This window comes from Rubrobacter taiwanensis (assembly GCF_004337705.1).
GTDB classification, from domain to species: domain Bacteria; phylum Actinomycetota; class Rubrobacteria; order Rubrobacterales; family Rubrobacteraceae; genus Rubrobacter_C; species Rubrobacter_C taiwanensis.
The window spans coordinates 661-20,302 of record NZ_SKBU01000027.1; the positions used below are offsets into that span (position 1 = coordinate 661).

Sequence of the window (19,642 nt, forward strand, 5' to 3'; positions counted from 1 at the left end):
CGTCGCAAGCCCCGAGCGGCGGGGCGGGTTCACCGTGTACTCCTCGACCCAGGTACCGCACTTCGTGAAGGAGATACTCTCCGCCATGTGCGGTATCCCGGAGCAGCGCTTGCGGGTTGTGGCTCCGGATGTGGGCGGGGGGTTTGGCTCCAAGCTGAACGTCTACGCCGAGGAGGCGCTGGCTCTGGCGCTCGCCCGCAGGCTGGATCGGCCCGTGAAGTGGGTTGAGGAGCGCTCGGAGAACCACCTGGCGACTACCCACGGCCGCGGTCAGGTGCAGTACATAGAGCTCGCCGCCACCGCCGAGGGGAAGATCCTGGGCATGAAGGTGAAGCTCGTCGCGGACATGGGCGCGTACCTGCAGCTGCTCACGCCGGGGATAGCAATCTTCGGGTCGTTCACTTACCCGGGGCTCTACAACTTCGACGCCTACTCCTTCGAGTGCGTCGGGGTCTTCACGAACCTCACCCCCACCGACGCCTACCGCGGGGCCGGGCGCTCCGAGGCCGCCTACGCGCACGAGCGGGCGATGGATGCTTTAGCGCGCGAGCTGGAGATGGACCCGGCGGAGCTGCGGTTGAGGAACCTGATCCCGCCGTTCACCGGGCCCACGGCCAACCCGGCCGGCGTGATGTACGACTCCGGCGACTACGAAGCGTGCATGCGCAAGGCGCTGGAGCTGGCAGACTACGAGGGGCTGCGCGCCGAGCAGCGCCGCCGCCGGGAGAGCGGGAGCGTCCGGCAGCTCGGCATCGGGATCGGGAACTTCACCGAGAGCGGCGGGCTTTCGCCGTCGAAGGTAGCCGCCGGGGTGCGGCTGCAGAGCGGCGGCTGGGAGGCAGCCACGGTGAGGATGCTCGCCTCGGGCAAGGTAGAGGTGGTGACCGGGACCTCCCCGCACGGGCAGGGGCACGAGACCGCGTGGGCCCAGATCGCCGCCGACTCTTTAGGCGTCTCGCCCGACGACGTGGAGGTGCTGCACGGCGATACGGCCGTAGCCCCTCTGGGACGCGACACTTACGGCTCAAGGAGCCTGGCGGTCGGAGGGGTGGCGGTGCACCTGGCCTGCGGGAAGGTGGTGGAGAAGGCGAAGAAGATAGCGGCGCATATGCTGGAGGCCGCCGAGGGCGACATAGAGTTCGCGGGCGGACGCTTCAGCGTCGCCGGCTCGCCGGAGCGGGGCGTGACGATCCAGGAGGTCGCCACCGCCGCCTCCCTCGCCGCCGACCTGCCGGAGGGGATGGAGCCGGGACTGCACGAGAGCCACGTCTTCGACCCGCCCAACTTCACCTGGCCGTACGGAACGCACATCTGCGTGGTCGAGGTGGACACCGAGACCGGCAAGGTCACCATCCCGAAGTACGTGGCGGTAGACGACTGCGGGCCGGTGGTGCATCCCGCAATCGTGGAGGGCCAGCTGCACGGCGGGATCACGCAGGGCATCGCGCAGGCGCTCTACGAAAAGGCCATCTACGACGAGAGCGGCAACCTGCTCACGGGCACGCTGGTGGACTACCTGATACCCGGCGCGCCCGACGTCCCGAGCTTCATCCTCGACCGGACCGAGGTCCCCTCCTCGACCAACCCGATGGGCTGGAAGGGAATCGGCGAGTCCGGGACCATCGGCTCCTCGCCGGCCGTCATCAACGCCGTGATAGACGCCCTCTCGCACCTGGGCGTCAGGCACATAGACATGCCGGCGACGCCGATGCGGGTCTGGCAGGCGATTCAGGAGGCCCGGGGCCGCGAGGCCGGAGAGCGGACGTCCGGCCACTCGGCTCAGAGCTAGCGGCATCACGTCCCGGCGGCAGTTTACGGCGGGCCGCCGGTCGGCTATAGTCTCTGCCGGCATACGTTGAGTCCCGGCAACGGAGGCGGGCAGGTCTGAAGCTGGCGAGCGAGACGCACGGAGAGGTCTCTCCCGTAGCAGAGCGTTCACCGGTGAGCGCTCTGGAAGCCGCCCGGCGGCTCCGCCGTCTGCCGCGCCCGGCCTTTCTGGACAGCAGCTCCACCCGGGGGCCTGGCCGGCACTCGTACTTCACCGCCGACCCGTTCCTGGTGCTGGAGAGCCGCGGCCGGCGCTGCAGGCTTACCGGCGTCGAAGAGCGGGAGATGGAGGCCGATCCGTTCGCGCTGCTCCAGATCCTGCTCAGGCGCTACCGGCTGCCGCAGTCCGGCATGCTCCCCCCCTTTGCGGGCGGCGCGGCCGGTTACTTCGGGTACGACCTCGGGCGGGTGGTAGAGCCGCTACCCGCCATCAACCCGGAGGCGGGCTCACCCCCGGAGATGAACGTAGGCTTCTACGACTGGACGGTGGTCACCGATCATCTCACCGGCGAGAGCCGCCTGGTCTCCACCGGCCTGCCGGCCGGCACGGAGGAAGCCGCCCGCCGCCGGCTGGCGGAGGTCCGCGAGCTGCTTAAGGCCGAGCCCGGAGGGCGAGGTCCCGGTCGTGCTCCGGTCGCGCTGCGCTCGAACACCGGATGCGGACGCTACACGGAGCTGGTCCGGCGGGCGAAAGAGTACATCCGGGCCGGCGACATCTACCAGGTCAACCTCTCGCACCGGCTGGAGGGAGAGTGGAGCGGCGAATCCTGGGCGCTCTACGAGCGGCTGCGGGAGGTCTCGCCGGTGACGCACGGCGCGTACCTGGACTTCGGAGAGGTGAAGGTGCTCAGCGCCTCGCCGGAGCGGTTCCTGAAGCTGGCCGGGAGCGCGGTCGAGACGCGGCCCATAAAGGGGACCCGGCCCCGCGGGGCCACCCCGGAGGAGGATGAGCGACTCGCGCGGGAGCTGTCCGGCAGCGAGAAAGACCGGGCGGAGAACCTCATGATCGTAGACCTGCTCAGGAACGACCTGGGCAAGGTCTGCCGCACCGGCTCGGTACGCGTCTTGGAGCTGTACGGGCTGGAGCGGCACGCGAGCGTGTGGCACCTGGTGAGCACCGTCCGGGGCGAGCTGCGGCCGGGGCTGGACGCAGTGGACCTGCTGCGAGCCTGCTTCCCGGGGGGGTCGGTGACCGGATGCCCCAAGATCCGGGCCATGGAGATCATAGAGGAGCTGGAGCCCGTCCGGCGCGGGGTCTACTGCGGCTCCGTGGGGTACATCAGCTTCACCGGGGAGATGGACACCTCCATCGCGATCCGGACCCTCGTCCTCCAGGAGAACCGCCTCCATCTCCAGGTCGGCGGGGCGGTCGTCGCCGACTCCGATCCGGAGCTCGAGTACCGGGAGACGCTGGCGAAGGGCCGGGCCGTCCTGGCCGCGCTCGGGACCGGTGTAGATGAGCGGTAGGTTCGTCTGGACGAACGGCGAGCTGGCAGCCGCCGGAGCCCGGATAGACCCGCGGGACCGGGGGTTCTCGCTGGGCGACGGCCTCTTCGAGACGCTGCGCGTCCGGGACGGCGAGATCCTCCGCCTCAAAAGCCACCTCTCCCGCCTGCGGGAAGGAGCGAAGACGATCGGCCTGCCGATCCCGTGGAGCGACGAGGAGCTGGCCGGGGCTCTGGAGGCGACCCTCGCGGCGAACGGGCTCTCCTCGGCCGCCGCACGCCTGACGGTAAGCCGCGGCGTACCCGAGCGCCGCGGGCTGCTCCCGGACGCCGGGGCCTCCCCCACCCTGGTGGTGACCGCCGACCCGTTCGACGGCTACCCCGCCCGCTTCTACGAGCGCGGGATGGCCGCCGTCACGAGCGGCATGCCCCGCAACGAACGCTCGCCGCTCGCGAACGTCAAGTCCCTGAGCTACCTCGAGAACGTGCTGGCCCGCCGGGAAGCCGCCGGAGCGGACGAGTCCCTGCTGCTCAACACCCGCGGAGACCTCGCCTGTGCCAGCGCGGCCAATATCTTCCTGGTGTTCGGAGAGAAGCTCGTAACGCCGGACCTTCCCTCCGGTGCGCTGCCCGGCACCGTCCGGGCCGCGGTCCTAAAGTTCGGCCTCGCCGTAGAGGAACGCCCGGTGCGCCCGGAAGAGCTGGAGCACGCCCGCGAAGCCTTCCTGACCAGCGCCCTGCTCGGAGCCGCACCCCTCGTGGCGGTAGACGGTCGTCCTATCGGGAGCGGGGAGCCGGGCCCGATCTCCCGCGAGCTATCCGCCGTTCTCTAGCAGCCCTTCCAGGTATCCGGTGTGGTAGCGGCCGGAGAGGAAGGCTTCTTCCCGCAGGAGCCGCAGGTGCAGCGGTATGGTGGTCTTGATCCCCTCTATGCGGTACTCGGAGAGGGCGCGGCGGGAGCGCAAAACGGCCTCTTCCCGATCGGCACCCCAGACGATGAGCTTCCCGACCATGGAGTCGTAGAACGGCGGCACCTCGTAGCCGGCGTAGAGCGCCGAGTCCACCCGCACGCCCGGCCCGCCCGGCACCTCCAGCGCCTCCACGGTCCCGGGCGACGGGTAGAAGCCCATCTCCGGGTCCTCGGCCGTGATGCGGAACTCAATCGCGCAGCCAGAGAGACCTATCTCCCCCTGTCCGAAGTCCAGCCCCTTCCCGGCGGCGACCCGGAGCTGCTCTTTCACCAGGTCCACGCCCGTGATCATCTCCGTCACCGGGTGCTCGACCTGGATGCGGGTGTTCATCTCGATAAAGTAGAAGGCATCGCCGTCCACCAGGAACTCGACCGTCCCGGCGTTGGTGTAACCGGCGGCCTCCGCCAGACGCACGGCGGCCCGGCACATCTCCTGCCGGATCTCGGGCGAGAGCGCGGGCGAAGGCGACTCCTCCAGCAGCTTCTGCCGCCGGCGCTGCACGGAGCACTCGCGCTCGTAGAGGTGGACGGTGTTGCCGTGCGTGTCGGCCAGCACCTGCACCTCCACGTGGCGGGGGTTCTCGAGGAACTTCTCCAGGTAGATGGCGTCCTCCCCGAACGCCGAGCGGGCGTCCCGCATCGCAGCCCGCACGGACTCCTCGAGCTCATCTTCGCCGCGCACCACCCGGATACCCTGCCCGCCACCGCCGGCGGCGGCCTTGATCATGAGCGGGTAGCCGATCTCTCCGGCCGCCTCGAAAGCCTCGGCCGCGCCCACGGTCCCCTCCGTGCCGGGAACGACCGGCACCCCGGCCTCCCGTGCCAGCTTCCGGGCCAGCGCCTTGTCCCCGAGCTTCTCTATGGCCTCCGGCGCGGGCCCGACGAAGGTTATCCCCTGCTCGCGGCAGGCGGCGGCGAACCGCGCGTTCTCGGCCAGAAACCCATAGCCGGGGTGGATGGCGTCCGCCCCCGTCTCTCTAGCGGCCTCGAAGACGGCCTCGAAGTTGAGGTAGCTCCTGGCGGGCGGGGCGGAGCCGATATGCACCGCCTCGTCCGCGAGCCGGACGTGCAGCGCGCTCTCGTCGGCGTCCGAGCAGACGGCCACGGAGGGGATCTCCAGCTCCCGGCAGGCCCGGATGACGCGGAGCGCGATCTCCCCCCGGTTCGCCACCAGCACTTTGCTCGGCATGCGGGCCCCCTACGCCACCGAGTCCACGGCCCGCTCCAGGATCGCGAGCCCCTCCTCCAGCTCCTCGTCGGTGATGACGAGCGGCGCGAGGGTCCGGATCACGTTCGTGTACTGCCCGGCCGTCAGCAGCAGCAGCCCCTCCTGCAGCGCGGCCTCCACGACCCCGGCCGTCCGCTCCTTGTCCGGCTGCTTGCTCTCCGGATCGGTGACGAGCTCCATGGCCGCCATCGGCCCCAGCCCCCTCACGTCGCCGACATAATCCGGGTGCTTGCGCTGGACGCCGCGCAGAGCGCCCTGGATGCGCTCGCCGATCCGGGCGGCGCGCTCCAGCAGGTTCTCCTCCTCGAACACCCGCAGCACCGCGAGCGCGGCGGCGCAGGCCACCGGGTTGCCGCCGTAGGTGGTCCCGAGGCCCCCGGCGTGTATGTTGTCCATGATATCTGCCCGGCCCGTAACGGCAGAGAGCGGCATGCCCCCGGCGAGGCTCTTGGCGGTGGTCACCAGGTCCGGCACGACCCCGGAGTGCTCGATGCCGAACATTCTCCCGGTGCGCCCGAAGCCGGTCTGGACCTCGTCGGCGATCAAGAGCGCTCCCACCTCGTCGCAGAACTCCCTCAGGCGCCGCAGATACTCCTCCGGGAAGGGGATGAAGCCGCCCTCGCCCGAGACCGGCTCCACGATGACAGCAGCCAGGTCGTCCGCGTCCACGACCCCCACCATCGCCCGCTCGACATCGGCGAAGTACTCGTCCACCGTGGCCGGGAAGCGGTAGGGATAGGGCGCGGGAACCCGGTAGACCTCCGGAGCGAACGGCCCGAAGCCCTTCTTGTAGGGCATGATCTTGCTCGTGAGCGTCATCGTGAGCAGCGTGCGCCCGTGGAAGGCGTTCTCGAAGCAGAGGATCGCCTTGCGCTTCGTATGGTAGCGCGCGATCTTGACCGCGTTTTCAACCGCCTCCGCCCCGGAGTTGAAGAACGCCGTGCGCTTCTCGAAGTCGCCGGGGACGAGCTCATTTAACTTCTCGGCCAGCTCCACGTAGGGCTCGTAGTGGGCGACGTAGAAGCAGGTGTGCGTGAACCTCTCCGCCTGCTCTTTTATCGCTTCCACGACGCGCGGGTCAGAGTGTCCGGCGTTCATCACTCCGATCCCGCCCGCGAAGTCTATGAAGGTGTTGCCGTCCACATCGGTCAGCAGCGCCCCCTTCGCCTCGCGCACGAATATCGGGGCCGCGATCCCCACGCCCGAGGAGACCGCCGCCCGGCGGCGCTCCATCAACTCCCGGCTCTTCGGCCCCGGAATCCCGGTCTTTATCCTCTTCGAGCCCAGCATAAGCCTCTCCTTTCCTCTACAGCTCCGGGCTGTACTCCGGCACGTCCATCCTGAACATAAAGACGATACCCGCAGCCCACCACAGGAGCACGATGACCCACTCGTACGGCCAGACGAGCCCGGCCGGCATCCCCGGCAGATACTGGACGGCCAGCCCGAGGCTCAGCAGCACGGCCACTATCCCGACAACGGGCCCCCGGCCAGCCCGGAACGGCCGCGGCATCTCAGGCTCGTTGCGGCGCAGCACCAGGAACGAGATCGCCACCAGCAGATACGCAACCACGATGTTCAGGCCCCCGGCGTTCACGAACCATACAAGCGCGCTCTGCCCAAAGAACGGCGCGATCACCGAGAGCGCCCCGATGAGCAAGATCGCGTTCGACGGCGTCCGGTACCTCGGATGTATCCTCCCCAACCAGCGCGGCAGCATCCCGGACTCAGCCATCGCGTACAGAATCCGGCTGCCCCCGATCATGAACGCGTTCCAGCTCGTGAGGATGCCCGCCACACCCCCGAGCACCAGCAGGTTGGCGAAGAACTGGCTCCCGAAGAGCGCCCCCATCGCGTCCGCCGTCGCCAGGTCGGTCTCCGCGAGCTCGGCCCGGCTCATCGCAGCCCCAACCCCGACGATGATCAGAACGTACCACAGCGTCGCCAGAACCACCGAGAGCACGAGCAGCGCCCCGATCAGCCGGTACGGCAGATCTATCTCCTCGGCGGACTGCGGGATCACGTCGAACCCCACAAACAGAAACGGCGTCATGATCAAGACCGCGATGATCCCCGCCACCCCGCCGGCAAAGAGCGGCCGGAAGTTCTCCGTACTCCCCCCGACGAACGTCCCGAAGATGAGCAGAACCCCCACCCCGAGCAGGAAGAGCACGGCTATGAGCTGGAAGATCGCCGACGGCCGGATGCCGAAGTAGTTGAGAGCCGCTATCGCAACGGACCCAACGACCCCGACCGCAGCCCAGGAAAGATACACGTCGTAGTCCGCCACGGTCCATAAGTAGACCGCCTCATATTCCGGCAGCAGATACCCCACCGTCGTCGGCAGCGCTACGGCCTCAAACGCACACACAGAGACGTACCCGAGAGCTATCGCCCAGGAGGCCACGAACGCCCCCACCGGCCCAATGGCCCGCCAGGCGTAGTTGTGCTCGCCGCCCGCCCTCGGCATGGCCGAAACCAGCTCCGAGTACGTAAGCCCCACAAAGACCACCAGCAACCCACCGAGCAGGAAGGCCAGGATCGCCCCCAGACTCCCCGCCTCCTGTAGCCAGGTCCCCGCCAGCACCACCCAGCCGAAACCGATCATGGCCCCGAACGCCAGCAGGAGTACATCCCGCCGACCCAAAACCCGGATGAACCTCTCCTCCTCGCGCATCCGTTCCCTCCCCCTGCAGAAAACACCGCCCGACGCCACAATATCACCAAAGCCGCCCGACCGGAAACTCACCCCCGACTATATAACATAGCTACAGTAAGTCTGTAAAGATACTGAAACAAAGATGCGTGAGGCGTGATGGTTGTGTAAATTTCCCGTGAAGGGCGATTCGGGCGCGAGGAGGGGGTTTAATGAGTGAGGAGCGGGAGCTCGCCGACGTTCCGGAGCGGGGGGAGGCGGTAGAGAAGGAGCGGATCTCTGTCCGGGCCTGGGTGGGGCGTTTTCTGGGGCCCGTTCTGGCGGTGCTGGCGTACTTCACGCTACCTACGGGGCCGGAGGCGCTCACGCCGGAGGGTGTGGCCGTGGTTTCGGTGGGGATACTCATGGCGGTGTGGTGGATCACGGAGGCGCTGCCGTTGCCGGCGACCGCGCTCTTGCCGATTGCGCTTTTGCCGCTTTTCGGGGCGGTCGAGATCGCGGAGGCCACGGCGCCGTATGCGAGCGATGTGATCTTCCTCTTCATGGGCGGGTTTATGATCGCGCTCGCGATGCAGCGCTGGGGGCTGCACCGGCGCATCGCGCTGCTCACGGTGCTTGCGGTCGGCACCAACCCCGTACGGCTCATCGGGGGGTTCATGATCGCGACCGGTTTTCTGAGCATGTGGGTCAGCAATACGGCGACGACCCTCGTGATGCTCCCCATCGGCCTGAGCGTTCTGGCGCTCGTTTTCAATGCCCGGGGAGCGGGAGAGGCGGAAGCGCTGACCGGCCGGGGGGCCTCGAACTTCGCGACCTGTCTCATGCTCGCCATAGCTTATGCGGCCAGCATCGGCTCGCTCTCGACGCTCATCGGGACGCCGCCCAATCTGTTCATGGCCGGCTTCCTGGAGGAGACCTACGACATCTCCATCGGTTTCGGGCAGTGGATGCTGGTGGGGCTGCCGTTGTCTGTGGTCTTTCTGAGCATCACGTGGGTCGTGCTCACCCGCTTCGTCTACCCGCCGGAGATAGATGAGATCTCCGGCGGCCGCGAGCTCATCCGGGGCCAGCTCGACGAGATGGGACCCGTCAGCCGCGGCGAGAAGGTGGTGCTGACCGTCTTCGCGCTTACGGCTTTCGCCTGGGTCTTCCGCGAGCCGCTCGCGAGCTGGGACGCGCTGGTTTCGGCGGCACCGTTCATCGGCGGCCTGAGCGACGCGGGGATCGCGATCATCGCCGCGGTCGCCCTCTTCGCGATCCCGGTGGACTGGAGAGGCGGCGTCTTCGCGCTTGACTGGAGGACGGTCGTCGGCGGGCTGCCCTGGGGAGTGCTGCTCCTCTTCGGCGGTGGGCTGAGCCTGGCCTCCGCCATTGTGGAGACGGGGGTGGATGAGTGGATCGGGACCCAGGTCGCGGGGCTGGGCGGGCTGCCGGTGCTCCTGCTGGTCGTCATCTCGGCGGGGGCGATCCTGCTGCTCACCGAGCTCACCAGCAACACTGCCACGGCCGCCACCTTCCTGCCGATCCTGGCCGGGGCGGCCATAGGCCTCAACCTCGATCCGCTGCTGCTCGTGATCCCGGCCGCGCTGGCCGCCTCCTGCGCGTTCATGATGCCGGTGGCGACCCCGCCGAACGCCATCGTGTTCGGCTCCGGTCACGTCACGATAGTACAGATGGTGCGCGCCGGGGTGTGGCTGAACATCCTCGCCGTCATCCTGATAACCCTGACGGTCTACACGCTGGGCGCGTTCGCGCTGGGGATGAGCCTTTAGAGAGCGGAGAGGGAGGGATTCGAACCCTCAGGCGACTGTCTCCAGCCGCCGACGGTTTTCAAGACCGCTTGGCACGCCGATGCCCGCCTCTCCGTACGTCAGAGAGTTTATCCGGAGCGGCTACCTCCGTCCAGCGGAGAAGCGGCTCAGCCGCGCCCGACGAGGATCAGAAACAGCACGAGCGAGACCAGCACGCCGACGAACCCGGCCAGGTAGTAACCGCCGAAGAAGGCCGTCATGGACGCCAGCGCGACGGCCAGCAGGGCGGTCAACAACACCGTCTGCCTCCTCATCTTCAAACGAGTGAGCTCGGGCAGATGTCGTTCAGGACACAGTCCTCGCAGAGCGGCCGGCGTGCCTTGCAGACCCGGCGGCCGTGGAAGATGAGCAGGTGCGAGAAGACCGTCCACTCCTCCCTCGGAACGGATTGCATGAGGTCGCGCTCTATCTTCTCCGGATCGCTGTGCCCGGTAAGCCCCAGCCGCTGCGCGACGCGGCGGACGTGAGTGTCCACCACTATCCCCTCATCCACCCCGAAGGCGTTGCCGAGCACGACGTTGGCGGTCTTGCGTCCCACGCCCGGCAGCGCGACGAGCTCCTCCATGCTCCGGGGCACCTCCCCTCCGTGCTCCGTGAGTATAGCCTGTGCCATCCCGCGGATCGCCTTCGCCTTATTCCGGTAGAAGCCGGTCGGCCGGATGTCCTCCTCCAGCTCCCCCGGCGAGGCCTGTGCGTAGTCCTCGGCGCTCCGGTACTTTCTGAACAGCGTCTCCGTCACCCGGTTTACCCGCACGTCGGTGCACTGGGCGGAGAGGATCGTGGCCACCAGCAGTTCCAGCGGGCTGGACCAGTTCAGCTCCGTCTTCGCCTCCGGGTATTCTCGCTTCAGCCGGGATATGATCTCCTGCGTTCGAGCGGTCATAGCGGTATCTTTCGTCTCTCCTCTCTTCAGCGGCATACCAGTATAGACGGCCGGAGGGCCCAGGGGGCGTCCGGGACAAACGCCCAGGGTATGTAGGCACAATTTCTCATTAAATTCATCTCCCGGGAGAGGTATCGTAAGCACGTGGCAAAGATTCGGGGATAGGGAGAGCGACATGTTAGAGAGTCCAAGTCCGCAGGAGGTTCCGGAGCGAGAGGGACAAGAGGCGGCGACCGACGCCCTGAGCACCTACCTCGCCCGGGTCGGGAGACACCGGCTGCTCTCCCGCCGGGAGGAGGCCGAGCTCTCGGAACAGATCTTCCGCGGCGAGCAGAGGGCCTGGGAGGAGCTGGTACGCTGCAACCTGCGGCTGGTGATCTCTGTGGCCAAGGGGTACACTGGGCGGGGGCTGGAGCTCTCCGACCTCATTCAGGAGGGCAACCTGGGGCTGATGCGTGCCGCCCAGACCTTCGACTCGAAGTTCGGCACCAAGTTCTCCACGTATGCGACCTGGTGGATTAAGCAGGCCATCGGGCGGGCGCTGGCGAACAAGTCGGGCCTGATCCGGATCCCCATCCACGCCGCCGAGGGAGAGCGGGCCGTGATGAACGCCCGCAACTTCCTGCAGGTCCGCACCGGACGGGAGCCCACCTCCCGCGAGATCGCGGCCTTCCTGGACAAGAGTGAGGGCGAGGTCAAATCCCTGATGGCCCTGCGCAAGGCCGTGGTCTCCAGCGACATTCCGGTCGGCAACGACGACGAGGGGACGCTTTGCGAGCTGCTGGCAGACGAGAGTGAGGTCTCCACCGAGGAGTGGGTGCTGAAAGACGCCATGAGCCGCACCATCCGGGAGCTGGTAGAGAAGCTGCCGGAGCGTGAGCGCTACGTCGTAGAGCGCCGCTACGGGCTCAACGGGAAGAGCACCGCCACGCTGGAGGAGATAGGGAGATCCATCGGCGTAACCCGGGAGCGGGCCCGGCAGATCCAGAGCTCCGCCCTCAAGCGGATGCGCATCGAGGCCAACCGCATGAAGCTCCGGGACTATCTGCAGGTCCGGCGCTCCTCCTAGCCGGAGGAGCGCCAAACTCATAAACTGTCTCCCTACTGGCGGTCGCGACAGGAGGGAGAGAGATGGTCCGGGTTTCTTTCGACTACACGAACCTGCTCGAGGTCGAAGGCGGCATCCGGGAGAGCGAGCTCTCCGACCTGAGACCCCGGCTGGAGCGCGCCACCGACGAACACCTGCAAGACCCTCCAGGCTTCACCCGCCTGCCCCACACCCGGGATCTCCTGACCCCCTCGAAGGCTCTGGCGGAGGAGATCCGAACCTCGGGCGCGACGGACTTCGTGCACGTCGGGATCGGCGGTTCCTCCCTCGGCCCCGTGGCCCTGCACCGCGCCCTAAACCACCCCTACTACAACGCCCTTGCGGAGCGCGGCGGTCCCCGGATGCACTTCGCCGAGAACCCGGACCCGAACACCCTGCATGCCATCCTGGACCTCGTGGAACTCGAGAGCACCTGGATCAACGTCGTCACCAAGAGCGGCTCCACCGCCGAGACGATGGCTAATTTCCTGGTGCTGCGCCGGGCGCTGGTCGAGGCCTCGGGCGAGGCGGGGTACCGGGAGCGCACGATCTTTACTACAGATCCGGACTCCGGCTATCTGCGCGAGATAGCCGAGCGCGAGAAGATCCGCACGCTGCCCATCCCGCAGGATGTGGGCGGGCGTTACTCGGTCCTCACCCCGGTCGGGCTGCTCCCCGCGGCGGTCTCCGGGCTGGACGCCGAGGCGCTCCTCTCCGGCGCGGCCTCCTGTGCGAACGAGATCGCCGAGCGGCGGGCCGAACACCCGGCCGTGCTCGGAGCTGCCATGCACTACCTGATGGACACGAGCCGGGGTCGCAATATCCGGGTCATGATGCCCTACGCAGATGCGCTGGAGCGCTTCGCGGCCTGGTTCGTGCAGCTCTGGGCCGAGTCGCTGGGCAAGGAGGGCAAGGGCTCCACGCCGCTCGGTGCGGTCGGCACCACGGACCAGCACTCCCAGCTCCAGCTCTACATGGAGGGGCCACAGGACAAGGTGATCGAGCTCATCGAGGTGGAGAACCACCCGAACGACCTTGAGATCCCGCGCGCCTACGAAGATCTGGAGGGCGTGGGATACCTGGGCGGTCACACCGTCGCCGAACTCCTGAACGTTGAGTGCGACGCTACGCGCCGCTCGCTCGCCGAGGCCGGCCGGCCCAACTGCACGATCCGGCTCGGTACGGTGGACGAGGCACATTTAGGCTACCTCATCTACGCCCTGGAGGCCCAAACCGCGATCGCCGGCGGGCTGTACGGGGTCAACCCGTTCGACCAGCCCGGCGTGGAGGCCGGGAAGCGGATCACCTACTCACGCATGGGCCGCCCCGGCTACTAGCGCTTCTCCCAGCTCCGCGGCGAGACGAACCTCCAGCCCGCCACGATGCAGCCGCCCATGAGCATCCCCTCGGCGAAGTTGCCGGGCGCATCGTCCGGGATGCCCGAAAGCACCAGAGCAGCCAGACAGAGCAGAGCCAGAGGCCCGGAGACGAACCGGCTCCCGCGCCCGAGCGTCGTGACGGCATATGCCGCAACGGCGCCCGCTCCGGCACCCGCGGTAAAGGCCAGGATCAGTAGAACCGCTTCCAGGACCTGCCTCCTCTCGCAGGAGGAGGATACCACGGCGGGCGCCGGGTCCGCAGCGAATCCGGGTATAATGAGTCCGGTGCTTTGCAGGCGACTCCGAAGGGTTGCTTAGGGATATGAAGTGGTTGAAGGTCTACGGTCTGCCGAAACTGCCCCTCTTTCTCGCGAAGCTGGCGATGAAGCTGGGGCTGCCCGGTCCGACCTGGTACAAGTGGAAGGCCGCCTCCTCCGGGACGGGCGTCATCCTGGACGAGATGATCCGGGCCGCCGACGATCTGGGATACAACGGACAGAAGATAGCGCAGCTCGCCATGAGCCGTATCGGGGAGAAGCAGGGGCGGGATCTGCGCGAGCAGCTCGGCGTCAAGACGATGAAAGACGCCGTGGACGTGGTGATGCTCGCCAACCGCTTCTTCGACATCGAGATAACGCTGACCGAGACCAAAGACGGCGAGTACGCCGTCAACGTGGACCGCTGCCCGTGGTTCGGCGGCATGGGGCACGAGGGCGTGCCCGGCTGGGACGTTAAGCCCTGCGCAGCCTTCTCCACCTACGAGAAGGCCCTCGTCAAGGCCATAAACCCCAACGTGAAGCTCGCCTACACCGAGAAGCGGACCACCGGTGGCCACACCTGCCGCGGCGTCTATACCTACAAGGACCCAGAGCTCGGCGACAACGGCGGTCCTCAGCCCGTGCGGATAGGCCGGAAGCCGACCGGCCGAGTTGGAGGAAGAGATTGAAGAGGATCGAGGCAGACACCGCAAGGGGCAGGGAACGGGTCCCGCCGGGGCAGTACCTCGTCGGAGACCGGTGGCCGGTGCTCACCTACGGCACCACCCCGAAGGTGGACCTGAAGAGCTGGGACTTCCGGGTGACCGGGCTGGTGGAGAACCCGCTGCGCTTCAGCTGGGAGGAGTGGAACGAGCTACCTAAGGTGGAGGTGAAGGCGGACATGCACTGCGTCACCTCCTGGAGCAAGCTGGACAACGTGTGGAGCGGAGTGCAGGCGAAGCACCTTCTAAAGCTCGCCCGGCCGAAGCCCGAAGCCCGTTACCTCTCCGCCTTCTGCGACGGCGGATACACCACCAACCTCCCCGTCGAAGAGCTCTACGAAGAGGATGCGCTCTTCGCTACGCACCACAACGGAGAGCCCCTCACTCCGGATCACGGCTGGCCCTTGAGGCTGGTAGTCCCCCGGCTCTACGCCTGGAAGAGCGCGAAGTGGATCCGGGGCATAGAGCTGCTTGAGGAGGACCGGCCCGGCTTCTGGGAGGAGAACGGCTACCACAACTACGGCGACCCGTGGCGGGAGCAGCGCTACGTCTTCGACGAGTAGGACTTCGGGCACGGCCTGAGGCCGCCGCTATATCGCTCCGAAGAACCTCAGGGTCTCCTCAAGCCCCGAGTCCAGCTCTACCTCCGGCCGCCAGTTCAGAAGCCGCTCGGCCTTCCCGTAGCTAACGCAGCTGCGCAGCTGCTCGCCGGGCTTGGCGGGACCGTGCTCCGGCGGCAGGTCCCGGCCGGAGAGCCGGCGCAGCTTCTCATAGAGCTCGTTCACGCTGGTCTCGACCCCGGTCCCGATATTGTAGACGCCCGAAGGCGCGCCGCTCTCCAGCGCGAGCAGGTTCGCCCGGGCCACATCTCCAACGTAGACGTAGTCGCGGGTCTGCTCCCCGGTCCCGTTGATGGTCGAGGTGCGTCCGGCGGCCAGATTACCGGAGAAGATGGCCACCACCCCTGCCTCGCCGTGCGGATCCTGCCGCGGACCGTAGACGTTGGAGTAGCGCAGCACCACGTAAGGCAGGCCGTACTGCGCCTCGTAGTAGTGCAGATAGCGTTCCCCGGCCAGCTTGGAGACCCCGTAGGGCGAGAGCGGGTACTGCGGGTGCTCCTCGGTGGCGGGGAAGCGCTCTTGCTCGCCGTAGATCGCACCCCCGGTCGAGGCGAAGACGAACCTCCGCACGCCGTAGCGCACGCAGTTCTCCAGCAGCCGGATCGTCCCGAGGATATTCACCTCCGCGTCGAAATCCGGTTCCCTGACGGAGCGCCGGACGTCCATCTGAGCCGCCTGGTGGGAGACGGCCTCGGGCCGGAACTCCTCGAACACTCTGCCGCAGCCGCCGCGGACGTCCAGCTCGTGGAACAGCACCCCCTCGGGCAGATTCTCCAGCCTGCCGCTGGAGAGGTCGTCCACCACGGCCACCTCATGGCCGCGCTCCAGAAGCCGCTCCGCGACGTGCGAGCCTATGAACCCGGCTCCCCCGGTAAGAAGGACCCTCATCTAACAGAACCTCCCGTCTCCCGTGCGAACCACTCTATGGTGGCCTTGAGCCCCTCTTCGGCGGAGACCCGCGGCTCCCAGCCCAAAACTTCGCGAGCGCGGGTTATGTCTGGACAGCGCTGTCTGGGGTCGTCCTCCGGAAGGGGCCTGTAGACCAGCTCGCTCCCGCTCCCGGAGAGGCGCAGGATGAGTTCCGCGACCTCCTTCACCGAGTACTCGACGGGATTTCCGATATTGACCGGCCGGGTCTCATCGCTCCGCATCAGGCGGATCATGCCCTCGATCAGGTCGTCCACGTACTGCACGCTGCGCGTCTGGGAGCCGTCGCCGTAGATGGTCAGCGGCTCGCCGCGCAGCGCCTGGGTTATGAAGTTCGGTATCATGCGCCCGTCGTCCAGCCGCATGTAGGGTCCGTACGAGTTGAAGATGCGAACGATCCTCGTATCCACCCCGTGGTGGCGATGGTAGGCCATCGTGATGGACTCGGCGTAGCGCTTGGCCTCGTCGTAGACGCCCCGGACGCCGATGGGGTTCACGTTGCCCCAATAGGTCTCCGGCTGCGGATGCACCAGCGGGTCGCCGTACACCTCGGAGGTGGAGGCGAGCATCAGGCGCGCCCCCCGGGCCCGGGCGAGGCCGAGCGCGTTGTACGTCCCGATGGCCCCGACCTTCAGGATCGGGATCGGGATGCGCTCGAAGTCCGCCGGGCTGGCCGGAGAGGCTAAGTGATAGATCTCGTCCAGCCCGCCCGGCAGGTGGATGTAGGTCGTCACGTCGTGGTCGACGTACTCGAAGTCGGGGTCATTCTTCAGGCGGGCTATGTTCCGCAGCGATCCGGTCCTGAGGTTGTCCATGCAGACGACCCGGTACCCCTCCGCGAGCAGGCGCGCGCACAGGTGGCTGCCGATAAACCCGGCGCCGCCCGTAACCAGCGCCCGGGGCTTCTCACTCACGCCCGAATCCCTGGTATATGAGACCCGCAGCCCGCGCGGCGGCCGGCTCTATCGCGTTGCGCCCGTCTACCAGAAGCCGGGGGCGGGCCATGAGAGTAGCGGCCCGCTCCAGATCCAGGTTCCTGAGCTCCTCCCACTCCGTGACCAGCACCGCCGCGTTCGCCCCCTTCAGCGCCTCGTATGGGTCGAAGACCACCTTCATCTCCGGCATGAGAGCGGCGGCCCGCTTGCCGGCGACCGGGTCGTAGCCGACGACCCGCGCCCCCCGGCTCTCCAGGATTCGGGCTATGGAGAGGCTGGGAGCCTCTCTGAGGTCGTCGGTGTTGGGCTTGAAGGAGAGGCCCAGAAGCGCCACGCGCTTGCCCTTCAGGGTGTGCAGATCCCGCTGCAGCTTCGTGATGACCAGCCGCCGCTGGCGCTCGTTCACCGAGACGGCAGCGGCGAGGATGGCCGGCTCGTATTCGTGCTCGCGCGCGGTGGCCATGAGCGCCCTGACGTCCTTGGGGAAGCAAGAGCCCCCCCAACCGATCCCGGCATCCAGGAAGCGCGGCCCGATGCGGTGGTCGAGCCCGATACCGGCCGTAACGCTCTTGACGTCCGCCCCCACCCGCTCGCAGATGTTGGCTATCTCGTTGGCGAAGCTGATCTTGGTCGCCAGAAACGCGTTGGCGGCGTACTTGATCATCTCCGCGCTGGCCAGATCGGTCGTCACGAACGGCACCGCCACCGTGGGCCGGGGATCCAGTTCCGTAGCAAAAGACTGTTCGATGATCGGCCGGTAGAGCTCGCGCATGGTGTGCAGCGCCTCCCGGTCCTCGGCCCCCAGCACGATACGGTCCGGGAACAGAGAGTCGTATACCGCGCTCCCCTCCCGGAGAAACTCCGGGTTTGAGACCACCCGGTAGCTCACCTCTCCGTTCGGTCCCTCCTCGGCCCCCTCCTGGATCAGCATCGAGACGTAGTCCCCTGATCCCACCGGCACCGTGCTCTTGTTCACCACTATGAGCGGCCGCTCCCGTTCCACCTCCGAGAGCGAGCGTCCGATGCCCCGGGCGACCGCCGCCACGTTGGAGAGGTCGGCCGCTCCGTCGTCTCCGGGCGGGGTGTCCACGGCGATGAAGACTATGTCCGCCTCGCGCACCAGAGGGTGCAGCTCGGTGCTGAATCGGATGCGCTTGCGGTTGCGGGCGATCATCTCCCCCAGCTGCGGTTCGTAGATGGGAAGCTTGCCGCGCTTGAGGTTCTCGATGCGCCCTTCGTTCTTGTCCACGCAGGTCACCGTATGCCCTATGTGGGCCATGCACGCGCCGGTTACCAGCCCCACGTAACCGGCGCCCACAACTCCTACGTCAAACCTCTCAGCCAAAACCTCTCCTCGTCTCTGCTCTCCGCGTACAGGAATTTACACCGTTTCGGGCCACAAGAGCACCCCGCGCATCTCACTCAGACGGGTAGCCTACCAGAAAGACCCTCTCAAAGGGGATTAATAGGCGCCTTCATGGGTCACTACGACCTTAAGCGTCTTGAGTATGATCTTGAGATCCAGCGAGAGCGACCAGTTCTTGATGTAGTAGAGATCCAGCCGCACCATCTCCTCGAACGAGAGGTCGCTGCGGCCGCTGATCTGCCAGTAGCCGGTTATCCCGGGCACGGCCGAGAGCCGCTGCTTGTGGTGCTCGTCCATCCGTTCGTAGTCCCGCAGCGGAAGCGGGCGCGGCCCCACCAGGCTCATCTCGCCCTTGAGCACGTTTATGAGCTGCGGCAGCTCGTCTATGCTCCAGCGCCGGATGAAGCGTCCCACGGGCGTCACCCGGGGGTCCTTCCTGATCTTGAAGATCGCGCCGTCCGCCTCGTTCTCGGCCTCCAGCTCGGCCTGGCGTCGCTCGGCATCCTGGTACATCGAGCGGAACTTGTAGCAGAGGAAGACCGTCTCGTCCGCCCCGACCCGCTTCTGTTTGAAGAAGACCGGACCCGGGGAGGTGAGCTTGATGAGAACGGCGACCGCCAGCAGCAGCGGCGAGAGCACCACCAGCCCCCCGGCGGCCCCCGCGATGTCCAGGACCCGCTTCATGAGCCGCTGGTTGTTGTCCAGCTGCGGGTATCCGACCTCCATCAGGGGCATCCCGACCCGCTGGGAGAGGATCGAGCGGCCGCTCATCAGGGTGATGGTCCCGGGCACGACGCGCACCCGCACCCCGCGCAAGCGCATCGAGTGCAACAGGGAGAGGAACTCCTCGTCCGGCAGCCGCTCGGCCCCGGCCAGCACCACGTTGCGGGCTCCGGTCCGGTCCAGGATCCTGCGCAGGAGGCCCAGATCCACGCGGTCCCCCGACATGCCAAGCTCCCCCACCACGGAATACGCACTCGGCTGCTGCTCGATTATGCGGCGCACCTTCCGGCGGGACTCCTCGTCGCCCACCACCACGGTCGTGATGAGACCGAAGCCCCGGCGGTAGATGAACTCTATCCCTTGCTCGTACAAGAGCCGCAGCCCGCCGTCCAACAGCAGGGCGAGGGCCGCGGCGACCAGTATCTCCCCGAGCACGAACTGTGTCTCCGGATAGATTACAGACCCGAAGGCAAAGAGCCCCGCGCCCAGCAGGATGGCGGCCAGCAGCGCGCCCGGGTTCCGGCGCTCGGGGGCCCGGTCGTAGAGCCCGTTGGCGGCGAAGAGGGAGAGCCAGACGGTCAGCAGCACGGGGGCCAGATAGAAGATCTCCGACACCCGGTTCTCGCCCGCCACCAGATACCCGGCGATCAGGAGCCCCGCCAGCAGCGCGACTGCGTCTATGGCCATCAGAGCCAGGATGCTCAATGGCCGCCTCACCGGGTAGAGGCTCAGAAGACGCTTTATGAAGGCTCTCAAGATTCCCGCTCCAAACCGCTTCTTCCGCGAAAGTATACAGAGGACAACCC

Annotated in this window: 18 protein-coding genes and 1 tRNA gene; 8 read left to right on the top strand and 11 right to left on the bottom strand. The window is 67.2% G+C overall.

Going from position 1 to position 19,642, the window contains the following annotated elements; genetic code table 11:
• The 3 genes from E0L93_RS13110 to E0L93_RS13120 form a co-directional block, all read left to right on the top strand.
• A partial coding sequence (locus E0L93_RS13110; protein WP_132692556.1) for a xanthine dehydrogenase family protein molybdopterin-binding subunit occupies nt 1-1,789 on the top strand: 1,789 nt, incomplete at its 5' end.
• A 152-nt stretch (nt 1,790-1,941) separates the two neighbouring features.
• Nucleotides 1,942-3,294 (top strand): aminodeoxychorismate synthase component I, encoded by a 1,353-nt coding sequence (gene pabB, locus E0L93_RS13115; protein WP_132692535.1) that lies wholly within the window; start codon nt 1,942-1,944, stop codon nt 3,292-3,294.
• Complete coding sequence (locus E0L93_RS13120; RefSeq protein WP_132692536.1) at nt 3,284-4,105, top strand: aminotransferase class IV; 822 nt, start codon at nt 3,284-3,286, stop codon at nt 4,103-4,105. The genes pabB and E0L93_RS13120 overlap by 11 nt, the downstream gene beginning before the upstream one ends.
• On the opposite strand, the gene accC is transcribed toward E0L93_RS13120, so the two are convergent.
• Genes accC through E0L93_RS13130 form a run of 3 tightly spaced genes read right to left on the bottom strand, consistent with a single transcriptional unit; the run spans nt 4,088 to nt 8,147 of the window.
• Entirely contained in the window at nt 4,088-5,431 is a 1,344-nt protein-coding gene (gene accC / locus E0L93_RS16165; RefSeq protein WP_207890494.1) for an acetyl-CoA carboxylase biotin carboxylase subunit, read from the bottom strand. The genes E0L93_RS13120 and accC overlap by 18 nt on opposite strands.
• A gap of 9 nt (nt 5,432-5,440) precedes the next feature.
• On the bottom strand, nt 5,441-6,760 hold the full coding sequence (gene gabT / locus E0L93_RS16170; protein ID WP_207890495.1) for a 4-aminobutyrate--2-oxoglutarate transaminase: 1,320 nt from the start codon (nt 6,758-6,760) through the stop codon (nt 5,441-5,443).
• Nucleotides 6,761-6,776: 16 nt separating this feature from the next.
• Nucleotides 6,777-8,147: an APC family permease gene (locus E0L93_RS13130; protein WP_132692537.1), complete on the bottom strand. Its 1,371-nt coding sequence runs from the start codon at nt 8,145-8,147 to the stop codon at nt 6,777-6,779.
• 191 nt (nt 8,148-8,338) lie between these two features.
• On the opposite strand from E0L93_RS13130, the gene E0L93_RS13135 reads away from it, so the two are divergent.
• Nucleotides 8,339-9,898: an SLC13 family permease gene (locus tag E0L93_RS13135; protein WP_132692538.1), complete on the top strand. Its 1,560-nt coding sequence runs from the start codon at nt 8,339-8,341 to the stop codon at nt 9,896-9,898.
• Nucleotides 9,899-9,902: 4 nt separating this feature from the next.
• Here E0L93_RS13135 and E0L93_RS15915 read toward each other — a convergent pair.
• The 3 genes from E0L93_RS15915 to nth form a co-directional block, all read right to left on the bottom strand.
• Nucleotides 9,903-9,991, bottom strand: a tRNA-Ser gene (locus E0L93_RS15915).
• A 53-nt stretch (nt 9,992-10,044) separates the two neighbouring features.
• Complete coding sequence (locus E0L93_RS16490; RefSeq protein ID WP_279387504.1) at nt 10,045-10,176, bottom strand: hypothetical protein; 132 nt, start codon at nt 10,174-10,176, stop codon at nt 10,045-10,047.
• A 17-nt stretch (nt 10,177-10,193) separates the two neighbouring features.
• Nucleotides 10,194-10,820: an endonuclease III gene (gene nth, locus E0L93_RS13140; RefSeq protein ID WP_207890496.1), complete on the bottom strand. Its 627-nt coding sequence runs from the start codon at nt 10,818-10,820 to the stop codon at nt 10,194-10,196.
• A gap of 175 nt (nt 10,821-10,995) precedes the next feature.
• Between nth and E0L93_RS13145 the strand changes: the two genes are divergently transcribed.
• Complete coding sequence (locus tag E0L93_RS13145; RefSeq protein ID WP_132692540.1) at nt 10,996-11,889, top strand: sigma-70 family RNA polymerase sigma factor; 894 nt, start codon at nt 10,996-10,998, stop codon at nt 11,887-11,889.
• 62 nt (nt 11,890-11,951) lie between these two features.
• Nucleotides 11,952-13,244, top strand: coding sequence for a glucose-6-phosphate isomerase (locus tag E0L93_RS13150; protein ID WP_132692541.1), 1,293 nt, complete (start codon nt 11,952-11,954; stop codon nt 13,242-13,244).
• Here the strand turns inward: E0L93_RS13150 and E0L93_RS13155 are convergent.
• Entirely contained in the window at nt 13,241-13,528 is a 288-nt protein-coding gene (locus E0L93_RS13155; RefSeq protein ID WP_132692542.1) for a hypothetical protein, read from the bottom strand. The two genes, E0L93_RS13150 and E0L93_RS13155, sit on opposite strands and share 4 nt — an antisense overlap.
• Nucleotides 13,529-13,608: 80 nt before the next feature.
• On the opposite strand from E0L93_RS13155, the gene E0L93_RS13160 reads away from it, so the two are divergent.
• Together E0L93_RS13160 and E0L93_RS13165 are read left to right on the top strand one after the other, a co-directional pair.
• A complete protein-coding gene (locus E0L93_RS13160) occupies nt 13,609-14,232 on the top strand; it encodes an L-2-amino-thiazoline-4-carboxylic acid hydrolase (RefSeq protein ID WP_132692543.1) in 624 nt (207 codons plus the stop codon).
• Nucleotides 14,229-14,828: a sulfite oxidase-like oxidoreductase gene (locus E0L93_RS13165; protein ID WP_132692544.1), complete on the top strand. Its 600-nt coding sequence runs from the start codon at nt 14,229-14,231 to the stop codon at nt 14,826-14,828. Before E0L93_RS13160 ends, E0L93_RS13165 begins: the two co-directional genes overlap by 4 nt.
• A gap of 27 nt (nt 14,829-14,855) precedes the next feature.
• Here E0L93_RS13165 and E0L93_RS13170 read toward each other — a convergent pair whose 3' ends face one another.
• The 4 genes from E0L93_RS13170 to E0L93_RS13185 all read right to left on the bottom strand — a co-directional run bounded on the left by E0L93_RS13170 (nt 14,856) and on the right by E0L93_RS13185 (nt 19,592).
• Nucleotides 14,856-15,773 carry an SDR family oxidoreductase gene (locus tag E0L93_RS13170; RefSeq protein ID WP_132692545.1) on the bottom strand — a complete coding sequence of 306 codons (918 nt, stop codon included), beginning with the start codon at nt 15,771-15,773 and terminating at the stop codon, nt 14,856-14,858.
• On the bottom strand, nt 15,770-16,726 hold the full coding sequence (locus E0L93_RS13175; protein ID WP_132692546.1) for a UDP-glucuronic acid decarboxylase family protein: 957 nt from the start codon (nt 16,724-16,726) through the stop codon (nt 15,770-15,772). Before E0L93_RS13175 ends, E0L93_RS13170 begins: the two co-directional genes overlap by 4 nt.
• Entirely contained in the window at nt 16,719-18,092 is a 1,374-nt protein-coding gene (locus tag E0L93_RS13180; RefSeq protein WP_132692547.1) for a UDP-glucose dehydrogenase family protein, read from the bottom strand. The genes E0L93_RS13175 and E0L93_RS13180 overlap by 8 nt, the downstream gene beginning before the upstream one ends.
• A gap of 117 nt (nt 18,093-18,209) precedes the next feature.
• Nucleotides 18,210-19,592 carry a sugar transferase gene (locus E0L93_RS13185; RefSeq protein WP_132692548.1) on the bottom strand — a complete coding sequence of 461 codons (1,383 nt, stop codon included), beginning with the start codon at nt 19,590-19,592 and terminating at the stop codon, nt 18,210-18,212.
• Between the last annotated feature and the right edge of the window lie 50 nt (nt 19,593-19,642).